Raw genomic sequence first — 17804 nt, forward strand, 5'->3', positions numbered from 1 at the left:
CATGGAAACTACAAAAATTTTAATCGGTTATCTAATCTATTTACCAATAGCACTTTTCCTAACATATTATGTTTCTAAAACTTTATTCGCAAACGGAAAAATATATATGCTAGACATCTTTAGAGGAAGGGAAGAAATTGCAGATGCAACCAACAAACTTTTCGAAACTGGGTTTTATCTTCTTAATCTTGGCTTTGCCTTAATGATATTAAGAATAAGCGAAGACATTAATAACTATCAAATCTTAATTGAAGCTCTAAGTTATAAAATAGGAAGTTTTTCTATTTACCTCGGATTGATGTTATTCCTTAATTTGTATTTCTTTTTTAGAGGGAAAAAAAAAGCTAGAGAAGCACAGCTAGAAGACAGATTAATTTAAAAAAGTTAATTAATAACTAAACCTAACAGGTTTTAAAACCTGTTAGGTTTAATACTTCACAAAATGAGTAAGCTTATCATAGCAGCTGGAACAGGGTTTTTAGGTCAAGTATTAGTCAATCATTTCAAAAATAAATTTGAAGAAATTATAATTCTAACCCGAGGAAAATCAAAAACTATTGAAAGAATAAAATACGTTAACTGGAATGCAAAAACTTTTTCTGGTTGGGAAAGCGAGCTTGAAGGCGCAACGATTTTAATTAATCTAGCAGGAAAATCTGTAGATTGCCACTATAGCAAAGAAAACAAAAGAGAAATTCTATTATCTCGAATCGAAAGTACCCGAATTTTAAACAAAGCTGTTTTAAATTGTGTAACTCCACCTAGGCATTGGCTAAATTCATCAACAGCAACAATTTATCGATTTTCATTAGATAAAGAAATGGATGAAACTACCGGTGAAATCGGAAATGACTTTTCTATAAATGTGGCTCTTTCTTGGGAAAAAGCCTTTTTTAAAACAGAAACTCCAAATACATTAAAAACCGCACTAAGAACTTCGATAGTTTTAGGAAAGGAAGGAGGCGCTTTTATTCCGCTTAAAACCTTAGCCAAAATTGGATTCGGAGGGAAACAAGGAAAAGGAAATCAATTTATTAGTTGGATTCACGAAGACGATTTTGCAAATGCAATAGATTTTATACTCCAAAAAGAAATGATTGGGATTGTTAATATTGTTTCACCAAAACCGATTCGTAATGCTGACTTTATGAAGAAACTTCAAAGAGCTGTTGGTTTTCCTTTGGGAATCCCAGTAAACACATTTTTACTTAAAATTGGTGCTTACTTTATTCGAACAGAACCCGAATTGGTTTTAAAAAGCCGAAACGTGATTCCAAAAAAGCTTTTAGAAAATGGTTTTAAATTTAAGTATGAGAATGTAGAGAATGCTTTCAAAAATTTATTGAAGTAAAATCTTTAACAAAGATAACGCCTATTAATTATGACAACAATTCATCTTACAACAAAAATAAATGCACCAAAAATAAATGCACCAAATAAAATCGTCTTTGATAATTCTAGAGATATTGATGTTCATCAACAATCTGCAAGCAAATCAAAAGAAGTTGCAATTGCTGGTACAACAACTGGATTAATAAATTATAACGGAACGGTAACTTGGCGTGGTAAACACTTCGGAGTTTATTTAACTCATAAAAGCCGAATTACAGCCATGGATTTTTGCAACTATTTTGTAGATGAAATGGAACAAGGAAAATTTAAATCATTTAAACACGAGCATTTTTTTAAAGAAGAAAACGGGCAAACAATCATGACTGATAAATTACAATATGAAACTCCATTTGGAATATTTGGAAGTTTGTTTGATTATTTATTTTTAAAGAAGTATTTAACTCTATTCCTTTTAGAAAGAAACAAAATTCTAAAAGAAGTATCTGAAAGAAATAACTAAAACAACTATCATACTTTAATAAGTATCGCAAGTAAAGCTTTAAAAACCAATCAACTTGATGTTTTTTTTCAAAGTTTAATCATTAACAAAGATCAATATGGCATACTTTATGCTAAAACATTAGATAAGACAAACCTTTCAATCTTAAAAAACCTTGTCCCTAAAAACAATCTGATTTCTAATTAAAACTAAAAATCATTAATTTTAAAAAAAAACTTTATGACATTAAAAACTAAATTTTTATCAGCAGTATTTCTTACTGTTTCTTTTATTGGATTTGCACAAAGTAATTGTACCGAATTAAAAGGATGTGAAAGAAAAATATGTGAATTGAACACAAAATTAGAATATGCTAAACAGTATGGAAATCAATATAAAATCAGAGGAATTGAAAATGCCATCGCTCAAACCAAAAAGAACTGTACTCCAGAAAAAATAAACTATGACCTTGATAAAAAAGTAAAAGAAAAAGAACAAAAAGTTAAGGAAAGAAATGATGATTTAAATAAAGCGATTAAAAATCAAGAAGGAAAAGAAAAAATAAATAAAAAAAGAAAGAAGTTAGAAGAAGCAAAAGCAGAATTAGACAAAGCTGTTGCGGCTCAAAAAACAAAGTAGGATTTACTTTCTCATATACAAAAACCGATGTTAAGGCATCGGTTTTTTTTTCACACCTAGATTTCACCCATAAAACACAACCATCAGCCACCAAAAAATTGGAATACTTTCAACCCAAAAAGAAGTGTAATATTTAGACCGTTTTTCATTTGCAAAAACAATAAAAAGAGATAACCCAAGAATCATAATTAAATTAATCAATAATTGATTTTGATCCAAGCTAGATTTTAAAAACTCAAAAAAGTAGAAAGGCAATAAAAGTAATAATCCCAAAATCTTGGTTCGCTTCACTCCTATTTGTTGCGGAACCGTTTGTAAATGAGGATCATCATTGGCAAGATCGATAATTTCAAAAATTAATATTAGCACAAAAACCAATATAAAACGTTGCATGCATTTTAAATAAAAATCAGAAGTAAAAGCAATTTCGGCATTTATTAATGGTAAGACTAAAGTAGCTCCAACCCAACAAAGTGCCACAATATATATTTTAACTCCCGCCCAATTTCGAGCATTTTTTCTATTCGGAAAGAAAGGAAGTGTATAAAGTGCCGTAATCGCAAAGATTCCTGCTGAAACTACTTGAGTTATTCGCTTCAACTGAAAAAAATAGTAACCAACCAATAAAAAAGAACAAAAACTAAAAATAGCAATAATTTTTAATTGCCTCCCAATTGTTAGTTTGTTCACACGAACCAATGCATCATATTTTACAAAATTATATCCTACAATTGTTCCAAAAAAAACAAATAAAGCCATTGATTCATCATACTCAATACCAAACATATGGAATGTTAAACGCACCAATGCATAGCATGATAAGGCTACATGAATGCTACTAATGATATAAAAATTAAATACCTGCGTAATTACCTTCATACAACAAAAATAATCAATTATTAAGAAATCAACCCTTTAGTTGTAAATTTCACAAAAATTGATACAAAAAAAAGCTATTAGATTATTATTAATACTTAATTTTGCTCCACAAAAAAACAACACTTTTACTACTATATGAAAACAGATGCTTTTGCTTTAAGACACATTGGTCCAAGAGAAACCGACCATCAACAAATGTTGAAAACAATTGGAGTTGAATCTATTGAACAACTCGTTTACGAAACGCTTCCAGATGACATTCGTTTAAAAGCACCATTAAACTTAGATCCTGCAATGACGGAATATGAGTTTTCAAATCACATACACCAATTAGGAAATAAAAACAAGGTTTTCAAATCATATATTGGTTTAGGATATAATCAAGCGATCGTTCCTGCAGTTATTCAAAGAAATGTCTTTGAAAATCCAGGATGGTACACAGCATACACGCCTTATCAAGCAGAAATTGCTCAAGGTCGTTTAGAGGCAATCCTCAATTTCCAAACTACAGTTATAGAATTAACTGGAATGGAGATTGCCAATGCATCTTTATTAGATGAAGCAACTGCTGCTGCTGAAGCAATGGCACTTTTATTTGATGTAAGATCAAGAGACCAAAAGAAAAGTGAAATCAATAAATTTTTCGTTTCTGAAGAAATTTTACCACAAACATTATCCGTTTTACAAACTCGTGCAACTCCAATCGGAGTTGAATTAGTTATAGGAAATCACGAAACATTCGATTTTTCAACAGCTTATTTTGGAGCAATACTTCAATATCCAGGAAAACACGGACAAGTTCATGATTATGCTGCATTTATCGCTAAAGCAAAAGACAACGAAATAAAAGTTGCTGTTGCTGCTGATATTTTAAGCTTAGCAAAATTAACTCCTCCGGGAGAAATTGGAGCTGCTGTTGTTGTAGGAACTACGCAACGTTTTGGTATTCCGTTAGGATACGGTGGCCCACACGCTGCTTATTTTGCAACAAAAGACGAATACAAACGAAGCATGCCAGGACGTATCATTGGAGTAACAATTGATACTAACGGAAACCGTGCTTTGCGTATGGCATTACAAACACGTGAGCAACATATAAAACGTGATAAAGCAACTTCAAACATTTGTACTGCACAGGTATTATTATCTGTAATGGCAGGAATGTATGCAGTATATCACGGACCAAAAGGATTGCAATACATTGCAGACAAAGTTCATGCAGCAACTGCAACTCTTGCAAACGAATTAAAAAAATTAGGTGTAAAGCAAACTAATACTGCATTCTTTGATACTATTGTTGTAAAAGCCGATGCTAAAAAAGTACGCACAATTGCAGAACAAAACGAAATTAACTTTTACTATATCGACGAAAACACAATTTCTATTTCATTAAACGAAACAGTAAGTGTTGCCGAAGTAAACGAAATCATTTCTGTTTTTGCTACAGCTACAAATCAACAAGCTACAACAATTGATAACTTAACAAATACAAACCATTTTCCAGAACATTTAAAAAGAACATCCTCATTTTTGCAACATGATGTTTTCAATAAATACCATTCAGAAACAGCTTTGATGCGTTACATCAAAATGTTAGAGCGCAAAGATTTAGCTTTAAATCACTCAATGATTTCACTAGGTTCTTGTACGATGAAGCTAAATGCTGCTTCAGAAATGTTACCATTAAGCAGCCCGCAATGGAATAACATTCACCCTTTTGCTCCGCTTGATCAAGCACAAGGATATCAGGAAATGTTGAAAAAACTAGAACAACAATTAAATGTTATCACAGGTTTTGCTGGAACAACTTTACAACCTAACTCAGGTGCACAAGGAGAATATGCAGGACTTATGGTTATTCGTGCGTATCACCAATCAAAAGGAGATCACCATAGAAATATTGCTTTAATTCCATCATCAGCACACGGAACAAATCCTGCTTCGGCTGCAATGGCTGGAATGAAAGTTATTGTTACAAAAACTTTAGAGAACGGTAACATCGACGTAGATAATTTACGTGAAAAAGCGATTTTACATAAAGATAACCTTTCTTGTTTAATGGTAACTTATCCTTCTACTCATGGAGTTTATGAAAGTGCTATTAAAGAAATCACACAATTAATCCATGATAACGGAGGTCAGGTTTATATGGATGGTGCAAATATGAATGCTCAAGTAGGATTAACAAATCCTGCTACAATTGGAGCCGATGTTTGTCACTTAAACCTACACAAAACATTTGCAATCCCTCACGGTGGTGGTGGACCAGGAGTTGGACCAATTTGCGTTGCTCCACAATTAGTACCATTTTTACCAGGAAACCCAGTTATTGCAACTGGAGGAGATCATGCAATTACTGCTATTTCTGCAGCTCCTTGGGGTTCAGCATTAGTTTGTTTAATCTCTTACGGATACATTTCTATGTTAGGAGCCGAAGGTTTAAAAAGCGCCACACAACATGCTATTTTAAATGCTAACTATATTAAAGAAAAATTAAGCGGTCATTATGACACTTTATATTCTGGAGAAATGGGTCGTGCAGCTCACGAAATGATTTTAGAATGTCGTCCATTTAAACAAAAAGGGATTGAAGTTACTGATATCGCAAAACGTTTAATGGATTATGGTTTCCACGCGCCAACAGTTTCTTTCCCAGTTGCAGGAACTTTAATGATTGAACCTACTGAAAGTGAAAACTTAGAAGAATTAGATCGTTTTTGTGAGGCTATGATTTCTATTCGTAAAGAAATTGAAGCTTCTACATTAGAAGATAAAAATAATGTCTTAAAAAATTCTCCACATACATTAGCAATGCTAACTACCGATGTTTGGGATTTCCCATACACAAGAGAACAAGCCGCTTTCCCATTAGATTATATTGCTGAAAACAAATTCTGGCCAACTGTACGCAGAGCTGATGATGCTTTTGGAGATAGAAACTTAGTTTGTAGCTGTGCTCCTATTGAAGCATACATGGAAGAATAAAAAACAAGTTTTACAATTATATAATTTACCCCGATCCGGAATTCCGAAATCGGGGTATTTTTTTTAGTCCATGATATTTTAATAACCCATAATGCTTCAACAAATTGAGAGCTCTTTTTTTCTTACTTTAGATACAAAATCACTTAACTCACTCTCTTCGAATAAAAAAACCTTATAAGTATTATGCATATATTTAGCATTATTATCCATTATTTGCTCAAACAATAAAGAAGATGGAAACATCAATCAATCTCAGAAAATAATTTCAACTATTTCAGATGCCGAAATTATCTATTCAAAAGAAATCATTACATCGCAACAAAGACAGATTTATATTAAGGTTAACTTTAATACTAAATTACTTAATTCCCGTGAATATGAAGTTTATACTATTAGTGTTGATACCGATAATAAATTATAATTTAGTGCTTTAAGATTAAAAGGTGGGGAAAAGATTTTTGCAGAAATCAGCAAAGAAGAAACTATAAAAACTATCAATGAAGAAATCAACAAAAAAGCAACTGTTCTTGAAAGAATTAATTAATAAAATGGCATACAATAATAGCCTATAAAATAAAACATATTCTTACAAATACCTCGATAAATCGAGATGTTTTTTTCGAATTAATAAAATGTTTTTAAAATAAATTTTTTAATAGTCTCAATTTACTCAATAAAAAATGCAAAAATTCACATCAATAATTAACAAATAACTAATTATTCCCACAAAACAGAAAATATTCTATAATTATATGCACGCATAGTAAATATTATAGTTGTAATTATAATATTATTTATAAATTAGCCTAAATTATTAGGAAAAACTGTGTGATGAAAATAAAAATAACTGGTATAGGAAGCTATATTCCACAAAAAGAAATAAGCAATACAGATTTTAACGAACATGTATTTTTAAATGAAGACGGATCTCCTTTTGGCTATCCAAATGAAGTTGTCATCAATAAGTTCAAAGGAATAACAGGTATTGAAAACAGGCGTTATGCAGAAGACCAATATACATCTTCTGATTTAGCATACTTTGCTGCACAAAGAGCAATCGAAAATGCTAAAATTGATCCAGAAACTCTTGATTATATCATTTTCGCACATAATTTTGGCGATGTAAAATACGGAACAACACAATCTGATATATTACCGAGTTTAGCAACACGTGTAAAAAACAAATTAGGTATTAAAAACCCAAAATGTGTTGCATACGATATTCTTTTTGGATGTCCCGGATGGATTGAAGGAGTGCTACAAGCAAATGCTTTCATCAAATCAGGCATGGCAAAACGTTGCTTAGTAATTGGATCCGAAACGCTTTCGAGAGTTGTAGACATTCATGACAGAGATTCTATGATTTATTCAGACGGAGCAGGCGCATCAGTTATCGAAGCTTCTGATGATGAAACAGGTTTGTTATCATACGAAAGTGCCACTTTTGCAAATGATGAAGCTGGATACTTATTCTTCGGAAAATCATACAATCCAGATTTAGACCCAGATACCAAATACATTAAAATGTATGGTCGAAAAATATATGAATTTGCTTTAAATCAGGTTCCAGCAGCTATGAAAACCTGTTTAGACAAGAGTGGAATTGCAATTGATGATGTCAAAAAAATACTGATCCACCAAGCAAATGAAAAAATGGATGAAGCTATAATCCATCGTTTTTACAAACTATATGACAAAACTCCTCCTGAAAACATCATGCCAATGAGTATTCATGATTTAGGAAATAGCAGTGTAGCAACAGTACCAACTCTTTACGACCTACTATTACAAGGGAAAATAGAAAATCACAAAATCAACAAAGGGGATGTTATTATATTTGCATCAGTTGGAGCAGGAATGAACCTTAATACTTTTGTATACAGACATTAATTATATAAAACAGTTTACAATTTAACTAAAAATTAGAACTGAAAACTGCAAACTAATAAAGTCCACATTTAAAAACAATATTTTAAATGTGGACTTTTCATTTCTATCTAAGCTAAAAACAATAAAAAAAGAAGATATTTTGTACCTTCGCAGCCTAATTAAAACTAAGGACGAGAGATTGCTTCGTTCCTCGCAATAACTATGTACGAAAAAACATTTCCGAATAAACGATTCAAACATACTTTAGAATTTCTAAAAAAGCACATCACAACATCCGAAACCGTTTTGGATTTAGGAGTTGAAAATCCGTTTTCAAAAATCATGAAAGCTGAAGGTTTTAAAGTAAAAAATACTACAGGAGAAGATTTAGATATCGACCAAACAGTATTTACTACCGAAAAACAAGATGTGGTTACTGCTTTTGAAATCTTCGAACATTTGCTAAACCCATTCACTATTTTAAACGAAATAAAATCAGATAAACTATTCATCTCGATTCCTATGCGTTTATGGTTCTCACCAGCATATCGTAGTAAAACAGATATGTGGGACAGGCATTATCACGAATTTGAAGATTGGCAATTAGACTGGCTTCTTGAAAAAACAGGCTGGAAAATTATCGACCGCCAAAAATGGACTAATCCTGTAAAAAAATTCGGAATACGTCCTTTATTGCGAAGCTTTACAAATAGATACTATATTGTTTACGCAGAGAGAAAATAGTTTTAAGCATCAGTTTTCAGTTTATTAAATATGAAATATTATATTGTCATACCGGCACATAACGAACAAGAATTAATTGGCTTAACATTGCAATCTTTGATTTCGCAAACTGTTTTACCCAAAAAAATTATTGTAGTCAATGACAATTCGACCGATAAAACGGGAGAAATTGTACTAGATTATGCCAAAGAAAACCCATATATATCATTGGTTAACAAAACCTCGAGTGCTATACATTTGCCAGGAAGCAAAGTAATCCAAGCATTTCATAAAGGATTTGAAACACTCGATGATGATTATGATATCATTGTAAAAATAGATGGAGATTTAATTTTCCCTCCAAACTATTTCGAAACTATTATTGCACACTTTCAATCTGATCCAAAAATCGGAATGGCAGGAGGGTTTTGCTATATAGAAAAAAATGGAGATTGGATATTAGAAAATCTAACCGACAAAGATCATATTCGTGGCGCACTAAAAGCCTACCGAAAAGAAACTTTTAAACAAATTGGAGGTCTAAAACCGTCAATGGGCTGGGACACTGTAGACGAATTACTTTGTAAATATTACGATTGGAAAATAGTCACCGATTCTTCTTTACATGTAAAACACCTTAAACCAACTGGTGCTAATTATAGCAAAACTGCACGTTATAAACAAGGTGAAGCTTTTTATACTTTAGGATATGGTTTTTGGATCACAGCAATTGCATCCGCAAAGTTGGCAATGATGAAGAAAAAACCATTTCTATTCTTTGATTATATTAAAGGATTCTTAAAAGCAAAAAGAGCAAAAACACCATTATTGGTAACCGATGCACAAGCAAAATTCATTCGGAATTATCGTTTGAAAAAAATGAAAGAAAAGCTTTTTTAGTTCAAGCAATCAAAAAAACTATAAAATCTAAACCGTAAACTGGCAACTATTTTCGTAATTTAGCCCATAATCGTAAAAACTATGATGCTCATTCGTTATTTATCCCAAATAGGAAGATACTTCTTGATGCTTAAAGAAATTTTCAATAAACAAACCAAATGGTCTGTTATGAAAAAACTAATCTTTAAAGAAATTGATGATTTAATTATTGATTCCCTTGGTATTGTTTGTTTCATTTCATTCTTCGTAGGAGGAGTTGTTGCAATTCAAACCGCATTAAACTTAACAAATCCATTAATTCCTAAATACTTAATTGGTTTCGCAACCAGACAATCAGTTATTTTAGAATTTGCTCCAACATTTATTTCTGTTATTATGGCAGGAAAAATGGGATCTTTCATCACATCGAGTATAGGAACTATGAGAGTTACTGAACAAATCGATGCACTGGAAGTTATGGGTGTTAACTCATTAAACTATCTGGTTTTCCCAAAAATAATTGCTTTACTATTGTATCCTTTCGTAATCGGAATTAGTATGTTCTTAGGTATTTTTGGCGGTTGGCTAGCTGGAGTTTATGGAGGATTCACGACCAGTGATGATTTCATAATGGGAGCACAAATGGAGTTTATTCCGTTTCATATTACTTATGCATTTATTAAAACAATAATATTTGCCATGTTATTGGCAACTATTCCATCATTTCATGGCTATTATATGAAAGGTGGCGCACTTGAAGTAGGAAAAGCAAGTACAGTAGCATTCGTTTGGACATCTGTATCTATTATCCTTTTTAATTATATACTAACACAATTGTTATTAGGCTCATGATAGAAGTAAAAAACATAGAAAAATCATTTGGCGACAGCAAAGTACTTAAAGGCGTTTCGACTGTATTTGAAACTGGAAAAACGAACCTAATTATTGGGCAAAGTGGATCTGGAAAAACGGTACTATTAAAAAGCTTATTGGGTATTCACACTCCAGATTCTGGAACAATTGAGTTTGACGGTAGAGTTTATTCAGAACTAGATCCAGATGAAAAAAGAGAATTACGTACCGAAATCGGAATGGTATTTCAAGGAAGTGCCTTATTTGATTCCATGACCGTTGCCGAAAATGTTGCTTTCCCGCTTAAAATGTTCACCACAGATACAGGCTCTAAAATTCAGGATCGTGTAGATTTTGTTTTAAAAAGAGTAAATCTAATTGATGCACATAAAAAATTACCGTCTGAGATTTCTGGGGGGATGCAAAAACGTGTAGCTATTGCTCGTGCTATTGTAAACAACCCAAAATACTTATTTTGTGATGAACCAAACTCTGGTTTAGATCCAAATACTTCGACTTTAATTGATAATTTAATTAAAGAAATCACAGAAGAATACAATATCACAACTGTAATTAACACGCATGATATGAACTCGGTGATGGAAATTGGTGAGAATATTTTATTCCTAAAAAATGGGGTAAAAGAATGGCAAGGAACAAAAGAAGAGATTTTCATAACTGACAATAAAGCTATTGTAGAATTTGTTTATTCATCTAATTTATTCAAAAAAGTAAGAGAAGCCTATTTAAAAGGATAGCCTCCTATATACACCATATTAAAAATCCCAAATTTCAATTTTCTTTAGATTGAAATTTGGGATTTTTATATTTGTTGCTTTTAATTCAAAATTTTAGTCTCTGCTAGGCAATAACTCGACTTCGGCATTTGGATTAAAAAGATAAGTCCTCCCGGAACTTATTTCAAGACATTCAAAACGTTTAGTCCTTACAGCTATTTTCTTGAAAATTTTTCCATTATGTATTCTAAAAACACTTCCATAAGGAATTTCAAAAATATAATTCTTATCGTTTTCTTTGTCATATTGCTTTAAAGCCAATGATAAAGTAGTATCAGTGTCGCTACTTGCCGTAGGGTTCTTAAAATGTCTCGCAAGTAGCGGCAATAAGTGGCTAGGAAATATTTCTGGACGAATAAAAGGAACCATTAACCGTTGAAAAGAATATTTCCATTCATTTCCATGAGGCTTAATATTTCTTCCAAATTTCTCGAATGCTACTAAATGTGAAATTTCATGAATTAACGTAATCAGAAACTTGTATTTATTCAAGCTAGAATTTACAGTAATCTCATGTTTACCACTTGGTCCTTTTCTATAATCTCCATGACGTGTCTGCCTTTCGTTTACAATCTTAAGATGCACACGATTATCAACAATAAGTTCAAAAACTGGTTTTACTGCATGCTCAGGGATATATTTTGCTAAAGTTTGGCTCATTAAAACAAAAGTAGTAATTTTATCCTATTTTGCCAAAATCAAGCCCTATAACCTATGCAGAATACAATCACTGATTACTACCAACAATTAGCTCCAAACTACGATGAAAACCGTTTTAATAACAGCTACGGACTTTATATAGACAATCAGGAACGTTCCTTTTTAGAATCCTTAAATCTAGACCTCAATAAAACTGTTGATCTTGGATGCGGAACAGGGCGATTCTTGAATTTTGCAGCATATGGAATAGATATTAGCTCTAATATGATTCTACAATCAAAACAAAAATATCCAGAGAAAAATATTCAATTAGGATCATTATCTCAAGTTCCTTTCGCAAATAATTTCTTTAAAAATGCCTTTTGTTTTCATGTCATTATGCATCTAGATAAAAAAGAAACAACTACATTTTTAGACGAAGCCCATCGGATTCTGGAAAAAAAAGGGAAATTGATTTTTGATTTCCCTTCTGAAAAAAGAAGAAAACTAACCGCTCATACACCCGAAAATTGGCATGGTGCAAACGAACTTTCAATAAATGAAATCGTTGCTTTAACCAAAGACAATTGGAACTTAAAGAAACAAACTGGTATTCTATTTTTTCCTATACATCATTTTCCTAAAAAACTAAGACGCTTTTTTATTCCGCTTGACAATTTGCTTTGCCGATCTTTTCTGAAACATTACGCTTCATATATTATTCTTATTTTAGAAAAAAAATGATCATAAAACATTTCATACCCAGTACAATTAAACTACAAATAAAACTTTACCTACGTCATTGCGTAGGTTTAAAATATAATTTTGCCAGTACAAAAGACGGAATTAATAATTTTGACTTTAAGATTTCGTCTATGCAAGAAATAAAAAAGGGAAAGTTTTTTGAAAACAAAACATACAACATTTATACTGCTTCGCAAAAAATTGAGAATATCGTAATTTATCCTACCCAAGTTTTTTCCTTTTGGAAGATCATTGGAAATCCAAATAACAAAAACACTTTTAAAATTGGAAGAAATATTATTAATGGTAAAATTTCTGAAGAAAAAGCAGGCGGAATTTGTCAGCTTTCAAGTATTATTTACATCACAGCATTAAAGGCAAATCTCAAAATAATAGAAAGACACAATCATTCTGTTGATATCTACACTGAAGAAGAAAGATTTACGGCGCTTGGATCCGATGCAACTGTTGTTTATGGAAATAAAGATTTAATTTTTCAAAACAATTTAGGCTTTCCAATACGCTTGAATTTTACTTATAATTCAAATTACATCACATGCGTTTTAGAAAGTAAAAACCAAATAACGGAAGCTACTTTAGAATTCAAGCGATATTATTTAAAAGATACAATTTTGGTAGATACTATAATAAACAATGAAATAAAGCATCAATCTTCTTACAAATTAATATAGTAAAAAAACCAATACGCTAAGGATTTGTCGAAGAAACTTCTAACACTTTCCCATTAAAATATTTATTACCATTAAGTGTAAAATCATAAATATAAGTAGCCATTCCCTCTGCCGAAATTGGTGCTTGATATCCTGGAAAAGCTTCTTGTAACATTTCTGTTTGAACAGAACCTAATGCCAAAACATTAAATGAGATTCCTTTTTCTTTGTATTCTTCAGCCAATAATTCTGAGAGTGTAATTACTGCTCCTTTACTAGAACTATAAGCTGCAAGTCCTGCAAATTTAAGGCTACCGCGAACTCCACCTATAGAACTTATAGTTACCACATGGCTTCCTTTTTGAAGATATGGCAAACAAACTCTAGTTAGATTGGCTACTGCAAAAACATTTACTTTATAAATGCTTTCAAAATCTACCTGAGTAGTTTCTGCAAAAGGCTTTAAAAGCAAAGCTCCAGCATTATGCACCAATGCATCTACTTTTTTCCAAGTTGAAGAAAGAAATTCGTCTACTTTATACAATTCAGCTTCATTAGACAAATCAATAGAAAGACAAGTAACATTAGAATGTTCTAAAAGTAATTGAGGGGTTTTTCTTGAAATAGCTAGTACCTGATGTCCTGCATTTGCAAATTGCAAAGCCAGCTCATAACCTATTCCTCTACTCGTCCCTGTAATAATAATATTTTTCATATCGCAAAAATAAGGAAAACCTATAAAAGAGCATAGCTTATTTAGTCATCATAATCTCTTTTGTTGGAGAATTGGCTATATGTGTTACTGCAGGCAATAATTCTTGAATAAATGAGGTCATATGTTGCACATCCATTATTTTAAATTCATCCGAAACATGATGATAAAACTCAAAATTTTCAAAATCAAATGTGCTTATTGATTGACAAGGAACTCCGAACGCTTCGTAAAAAGGGTAATTATCTGATCTGAAAAACAATTGATATTCGGCTTCTTTTGGTAAAAACCCTATCGTTTTATCTCCAGTATATTCATTAATTTTTGTTGCCATATTCGACTTATCAAAACCTGTAATATATGCCCGGAAAGCTCGTTTCATTGGAACTCCAATCATTTCAATATTCAATTGAGTGTATAAATTAAAATTTTTGCTTTTCAGTTTTTTTGCCAAATGTTTAGAACCTAAAAGTCCTTTTTCTTCTCCTGCAAAAAACACAAACAATACACTTCTTTTATTCAATTTTTCTTGACTGAAATATTTTGCCATTTCTGCAACTGCCACAACACCAGATGCATCATCATTAGCACCATTATTTATAAAATCGCCATTAAGTCCTTTTTTATCAATACCAATATGATCATAATGTGCACTTAAAATCACAAATTCTTTTTTTAGAGCAGGATCTGTTCCTTCTAAATATCCAACTATATTATATGCTGGAGTTTTAAATGTAGATAAAGTATCTCGATAAGAATAAAAATAAGGTTTTACATTATTGGTTTTGAAGAAATCTTCTAAATAAACCGCTGCTTTTTCAATTCCTTTTGTCCCAGTTTCCCTGCCTTCTAATTCATCTGAGGAGAGATATTTTAAAGTCGAAGATACTTCACTCTCCTTAACTTTATAATTAATTTCTAACTTAGAAGCTGTTTGTGTAGCTTCGGTTGTAACTGTCGTATTGGATTTACATCCAAAAAAAATAAAAGGGAATAAAAGTACTAGTTTTTTCATTATTTATGATTTTGGTTTGATTCGTTGAGTTTAAAGATTTTTCAATCATAATTCTAAAAATGAGTAACTGGCAAAAAACACTGTTACCCTCTTAGTTGTAAATATAATTATTTTTATTACAAAAATAAAACCCTTTCAATCCCGAAAGCTGAAAGGGTTTTGATATCAATAAATTCAAAAGATTATCCTGCAATAACTGCTCTTGAAATTACTATTTTTTGAATTTCTGAAGTTCCTTCATAAATCTGAGTAATTTTTGCATCACGCATAAAACGTTCTACATGATATTCTTTTACATATCCGTTCCCACCATGAATTTGTACAGCCTCTACAGCTGTATCCATTGCCACTTGCGAAGCAAACAATTTAGCCATAGCACCACTTACATCATAATTATTGTGTTGGTCCTTATCCCAAGCTGCTTTCATACAAAGATGACGAGCTGCTTCAATATTTACCGCCATATCTGCCAATTTAAAAGCAATAGCTTGGTGATTACAAATTTCTGTTCCAAAAGCTTTACGCTCTTTCGAATATTTAAGCGCCAATTCATAAGCCCCTGAAGCAATACCTAACGCTTGAGAAGCTATACCAATTCTTCCACCTGCTAATGTTTTCATAGCAAATTTAAATCCAAATCCATCCTCTCCAATTCGGTTTTCTTTAGGCACTTTTACATCACTAAACATTAATGAATGTGTATCTGAACCACGAATTCCCATTTTCTGTTCCTTTGGTCCAACAGAAAAACCTGGCATATCTTTAGTCATAATTAAAGCATTAATTCCTTTATGCTTTTTCTCCGCATGCGTTTGCACAATTACAATATATACAGAAGCTGTATTACCATTGGTAATCCAGTTTTTAGTTCCGTTTACCAAATAATGATCTCCCATATCGATACCAGAAGTTTTTTGTGATGTAGCATCACTACCTGCTTCAGGCTCACTTAAGCAAAATGCTCCATGAATTTCTCCAGAAGCTAAGCCTGGTAAGTATTTTTGTTTTTGCTCTTCGGTACCAAAAGCCTGAAGTCCCCAACAAACTAATGAATTGTTTACCGACATTACCACAGAAGCCGAAGCATCAACTTTCGAAATCTCTTCCATTGCAATTACATATGAAGTCGTATCTAAACCACTTCCTCCGTATTTAGGATCAACCATCATTCCCATGAATCCAAGTTGTCCCATTTTTTTTATTTGTTCCGTAGGGAAAATTTGCTTTTCGTCTCTTTCTATCACACCAGGTAACAATTCGTTTTGAGCAAAATCTCTAGCAGCTTGTTGAATCATTAAGTGCTCTTCGGTAAGATTAAAATCCATAGTATTATAAAATAAAAGTTGATTTTTGTTAAATATATATATCCAAAGGTACTTTTTTATACTGAAATTTTCAATTATGATTCGCATTTTTGACTAAAGAAAAACACAAACTATATCGTTATCGCAACAATATTAAGAACTTCACTTAATGTCACTTGTTTATTAACCATTAAAATTTTATTAAAAAACTCAATAATAACGATTAAAACTCCTAATAGCAGAGACAATTTAAACATGAAATTTTATTAAAAAAAAACTGCTCAAGATTATAAAACTAAATACATCTTATTTATAGATTAAAATAATTTTAGTTTATACCTTAAAAGATAAAATAAAAATTACGATAGAGGTTAATAAATTGTAGTCAGAAAACTTCTAAAATATATTTTTTGAAGAAAAAACGAACAGATTCCTCTTAATTCCTTCTCCAAAATGTACTTTTTTATCAAATTACAAATAGCAAAAAATAAGATAATTCAGCAAATATTTATATTTCATAAGTAGCTAAACACCAAAACAATAACTTTTAAATGGACGTTTTCTTACAGAAGTAGTTTGCTAAAAAAAACACAACACATTTATCATAAAAATATAGAAATTAAAAGTATTTTTGTCAAAACCATACAAATTACGACAATATGAAAAACTTATTACTATTACTTACTGTAATTTTAACTTTGCAATTCACAGAGGCGACTGCTCAAAAATCTTTCGATATTGATGGTGTTACTGTTCCAAGAACAATTCAATTTCAGAGCAAAACTTTATCTTTAAATGGAGCTGGCGGAAGATCAAAAATGTGGCTAGAAGTATATGTTCAGGCACTATATTTATCACAATTAAGTCAAGATCCAAAATTTATTATTGACAGTGATACCGAGATGGCGATACGTATTGAAATTACTTCCTCAATGGTATCTTCAAACAAATTAACGAAAGCCATGAATAGTGGTTTCGAAAAATCTGCGGGAGATAATCTGCAAGCATTACGCCCAAGAATCGAAGAGTTTAAAAGTTTTTTAAGCGATGAAATCACTCAAAAAGATGTTTTTAAACTTATATATTCTCCTATTGATTCATCAGTTTGGGTATATAAAAATGACATTTTAAAAGGAAAAGTTAAAGGGTTTGATTTCAAAAAAGCACTTTTCGGAATCTGGTTATCTGACAAACCTGCCGATGAAAAATTAAAAAATCAATTATTAGGTAAATAATTATTTATACAAACTTATTTAAAAAACATC

General features: G+C 31.5%; 18 protein-coding genes. 13 read left to right on the plus strand and 5 right to left on the minus strand.

The window, feature by feature from the left end:
- Position 1 precedes the first annotated feature (1 nt).
- The 4 genes from IUY40_RS04145 to IUY40_RS04160 all read left to right on the plus strand — a co-directional run bounded on the left by IUY40_RS04145 (position 2) and on the right by IUY40_RS04160 (position 2470).
- Positions 2-379: a hypothetical protein gene (locus tag IUY40_RS04145; RefSeq protein ID WP_195735602.1), complete on the plus strand. Its 378-nt coding sequence runs from the start codon at positions 2-4 to the stop codon at positions 377-379.
- Between the two features lie 63 nt (positions 380-442).
- A complete protein-coding gene (locus IUY40_RS04150; RefSeq protein ID WP_195735603.1) occupies positions 443-1351 on the plus strand; it encodes a TIGR01777 family oxidoreductase in 909 nt (302 codons plus the stop codon).
- 30 nt (positions 1352-1381) lie between these two features.
- Positions 1382-1852 carry an SRPBCC family protein gene (locus IUY40_RS04155; protein WP_195735604.1) on the plus strand — a complete coding sequence of 157 codons (471 nt, stop codon included), beginning with the start codon at positions 1382-1384 and terminating at the stop codon, positions 1850-1852.
- 219 nt (positions 1853-2071) lie between these two features.
- Positions 2072-2470 carry a DUF1090 family protein gene (locus IUY40_RS04160; protein ID WP_195735605.1) on the plus strand — a complete coding sequence of 133 codons (399 nt, stop codon included), beginning with the start codon at positions 2072-2074 and terminating at the stop codon, positions 2468-2470.
- A gap of 63 nt (positions 2471-2533) precedes the next feature.
- Here IUY40_RS04160 and IUY40_RS04165 read toward each other — a convergent pair whose 3' ends face one another.
- On the minus strand, positions 2534-3349 hold the full coding sequence (locus IUY40_RS04165) for a hypothetical protein (protein ID WP_195735606.1): 816 nt from the start codon (positions 3347-3349) through the stop codon (positions 2534-2536).
- Between the two features lie 135 nt (positions 3350-3484).
- On the opposite strand from IUY40_RS04165, the gene gcvP reads away from it, so the two are divergent.
- The 6 genes from gcvP to IUY40_RS04195 all read left to right on the plus strand — a co-directional run bounded on the left by gcvP (position 3485) and on the right by IUY40_RS04195 (position 11415).
- Positions 3485-6334, plus strand: a complete 2850-nt coding sequence (gcvP, locus tag IUY40_RS04170; protein WP_195735607.1) for an aminomethyl-transferring glycine dehydrogenase — start codon at positions 3485-3487, stop codon at positions 6332-6334.
- Between the two features lie 831 nt (positions 6335-7165).
- Positions 7166-8224 (plus strand): ketoacyl-ACP synthase III, encoded by a 1059-nt coding sequence (locus IUY40_RS04175; protein ID WP_195735608.1) that lies wholly within the window; start codon positions 7166-7168, stop codon positions 8222-8224.
- Positions 8225-8425: 201 nt separating this feature from the next.
- Entirely contained in the window at positions 8426-8947 is a 522-nt protein-coding gene (locus tag IUY40_RS04180; RefSeq protein ID WP_195735609.1) for a methyltransferase, read from the plus strand.
- Positions 8948-8977: 30 nt separating this feature from the next.
- Entirely contained in the window at positions 8978-9826 is an 849-nt protein-coding gene (locus IUY40_RS04185) for a glycosyltransferase family 2 protein (protein ID WP_195735610.1), read from the plus strand.
- 81 nt (positions 9827-9907) lie between these two features.
- Positions 9908-10657, plus strand: coding sequence for an ABC transporter permease (locus IUY40_RS04190; protein ID WP_035619715.1), 750 nt, complete (start codon positions 9908-9910; stop codon positions 10655-10657).
- Positions 10654-11415, plus strand: a complete 762-nt coding sequence (locus tag IUY40_RS04195; RefSeq protein ID WP_195735611.1) for an ATP-binding cassette domain-containing protein — start codon at positions 10654-10656, stop codon at positions 11413-11415. Before IUY40_RS04190 ends, IUY40_RS04195 begins: the two co-directional genes overlap by 4 nt.
- A gap of 93 nt (positions 11416-11508) precedes the next feature.
- Here IUY40_RS04195 and IUY40_RS04200 read toward each other — a convergent pair whose 3' ends face one another.
- Positions 11509-12114 (minus strand): SprT-like domain-containing protein, encoded by a 606-nt coding sequence (locus tag IUY40_RS04200; RefSeq protein WP_195735612.1) that lies wholly within the window; start codon positions 12112-12114, stop codon positions 11509-11511.
- Between the two features lie 54 nt (positions 12115-12168).
- Here IUY40_RS04200 and IUY40_RS04205 point away from each other — a divergent pair, with 54 nt between their 5' ends.
- Together IUY40_RS04205 and IUY40_RS04210 are read left to right on the plus strand one after the other, a co-directional pair.
- Positions 12169-12837: a class I SAM-dependent methyltransferase gene (locus tag IUY40_RS04205; protein ID WP_195735613.1), complete on the plus strand. Its 669-nt coding sequence runs from the start codon at positions 12169-12171 to the stop codon at positions 12835-12837.
- Positions 12834-13529, plus strand: a complete 696-nt coding sequence (locus tag IUY40_RS04210; protein WP_195735614.1) for a VanW family protein — start codon at positions 12834-12836, stop codon at positions 13527-13529. Before IUY40_RS04205 ends, IUY40_RS04210 begins: the two co-directional genes overlap by 4 nt.
- Before the next feature lie 16 nt (positions 13530-13545).
- Here IUY40_RS04210 and IUY40_RS04215 read toward each other — a convergent pair whose 3' ends face one another.
- From IUY40_RS04215 to IUY40_RS04225, 3 genes are all read right to left on the minus strand, one after another.
- Positions 13546-14223: an SDR family oxidoreductase gene (locus tag IUY40_RS04215; RefSeq protein ID WP_195735615.1), complete on the minus strand. Its 678-nt coding sequence runs from the start codon at positions 14221-14223 to the stop codon at positions 13546-13548.
- Positions 14224-14260: 37 nt separating this feature from the next.
- Positions 14261-15235 (minus strand): M20/M25/M40 family metallo-hydrolase, encoded by a 975-nt coding sequence (locus tag IUY40_RS04220; RefSeq protein WP_195735616.1) that lies wholly within the window; start codon positions 15233-15235, stop codon positions 14261-14263.
- Between the two features lie 182 nt (positions 15236-15417).
- The gene (locus IUY40_RS04225) at positions 15418-16560 is read right to left on the minus strand and encodes an acyl-CoA dehydrogenase family protein (protein WP_195735617.1); all 1143 of its coding nucleotides are present in this window, start codon (positions 16558-16560) and stop codon (positions 15418-15420) included.
- 638 nt (positions 16561-17198) lie between these two features.
- Here IUY40_RS04225 and IUY40_RS04230 point away from each other — a divergent pair.
- On the plus strand, positions 17199-17774 hold the full coding sequence (locus IUY40_RS04230; RefSeq protein ID WP_195735618.1) for a chalcone isomerase family protein: 576 nt from the start codon (positions 17199-17201) through the stop codon (positions 17772-17774).
- The last annotated feature ends 30 nt before the right edge of the window (positions 17775-17804 follow it).

Source organism: Flavobacterium sp. ALJ2, assembly GCF_015594725.1.
Taxonomy (GTDB): Bacteria; Bacteroidota; Bacteroidia; order Flavobacteriales; family Flavobacteriaceae; genus Flavobacterium.

Bases quoted from the DNA above. Each gene is read 5' to 3' on its own strand.
- IUY40_RS04145 (WP_195735602.1), top strand. From the start codon at position 2: ATGGAAACTACAAAAATTTTAATCGGTTATCTAATCTATTTACCAATA.
- IUY40_RS04150 (WP_195735603.1), top strand. From the start codon at position 443: ATGAGTAAGCTTATCATAGCAGCTGGAACAGGGTTTTTAGGTCAAGTA.
- IUY40_RS04155 (WP_195735604.1), top strand. From the start codon at position 1,382: ATGACAACAATTCATCTTACAACAAAAATAAATGCACCAAAAATAAAT.
- IUY40_RS04160 (WP_195735605.1), top strand. From the start codon at position 2,072: ATGACATTAAAAACTAAATTTTTATCAGCAGTATTTCTTACTGTTTCT.
- IUY40_RS04165 (WP_195735606.1), bottom strand. From the start codon at position 3,349: ATGAAGGTAATTACGCAGGTATTTAATTTTTATATCATTAGTAGCATT.
- gcvP (WP_195735607.1), top strand. From the start codon at position 3,485: ATGAAAACAGATGCTTTTGCTTTAAGACACATTGGTCCAAGAGAAACC.
- IUY40_RS04175 (WP_195735608.1), top strand. From the start codon at position 7,166: ATGAAAATAAAAATAACTGGTATAGGAAGCTATATTCCACAAAAAGAA.
- IUY40_RS04180 (WP_195735609.1), top strand. From the start codon at position 8,426: ATGTACGAAAAAACATTTCCGAATAAACGATTCAAACATACTTTAGAA.
- IUY40_RS04185 (WP_195735610.1), top strand. From the start codon at position 8,978: ATGAAATATTATATTGTCATACCGGCACATAACGAACAAGAATTAATT.
- IUY40_RS04190 (WP_035619715.1), top strand. From the start codon at position 9,908: ATGATGCTCATTCGTTATTTATCCCAAATAGGAAGATACTTCTTGATG.
- IUY40_RS04195 (WP_195735611.1), top strand. From the start codon at position 10,654: ATGATAGAAGTAAAAAACATAGAAAAATCATTTGGCGACAGCAAAGTA.
- IUY40_RS04200 (WP_195735612.1), bottom strand. From the start codon at position 12,114: ATGAGCCAAACTTTAGCAAAATATATCCCTGAGCATGCAGTAAAACCA.
- IUY40_RS04205 (WP_195735613.1), top strand. From the start codon at position 12,169: ATGCAGAATACAATCACTGATTACTACCAACAATTAGCTCCAAACTAC.
- IUY40_RS04210 (WP_195735614.1), top strand. From the start codon at position 12,834: ATGATCATAAAACATTTCATACCCAGTACAATTAAACTACAAATAAAA.
- IUY40_RS04215 (WP_195735615.1), bottom strand. From the start codon at position 14,223: ATGAAAAATATTATTATTACAGGGACGAGTAGAGGAATAGGTTATGAG.
- IUY40_RS04220 (WP_195735616.1), bottom strand. From the start codon at position 15,235: ATGAAAAAACTAGTACTTTTATTCCCTTTTATTTTTTTTGGATGTAAA.
- IUY40_RS04225 (WP_195735617.1), bottom strand. From the start codon at position 16,560: ATGGATTTTAATCTTACCGAAGAGCACTTAATGATTCAACAAGCTGCT.
- IUY40_RS04230 (WP_195735618.1), top strand. From the start codon at position 17,199: ATGAAAAACTTATTACTATTACTTACTGTAATTTTAACTTTGCAATTC.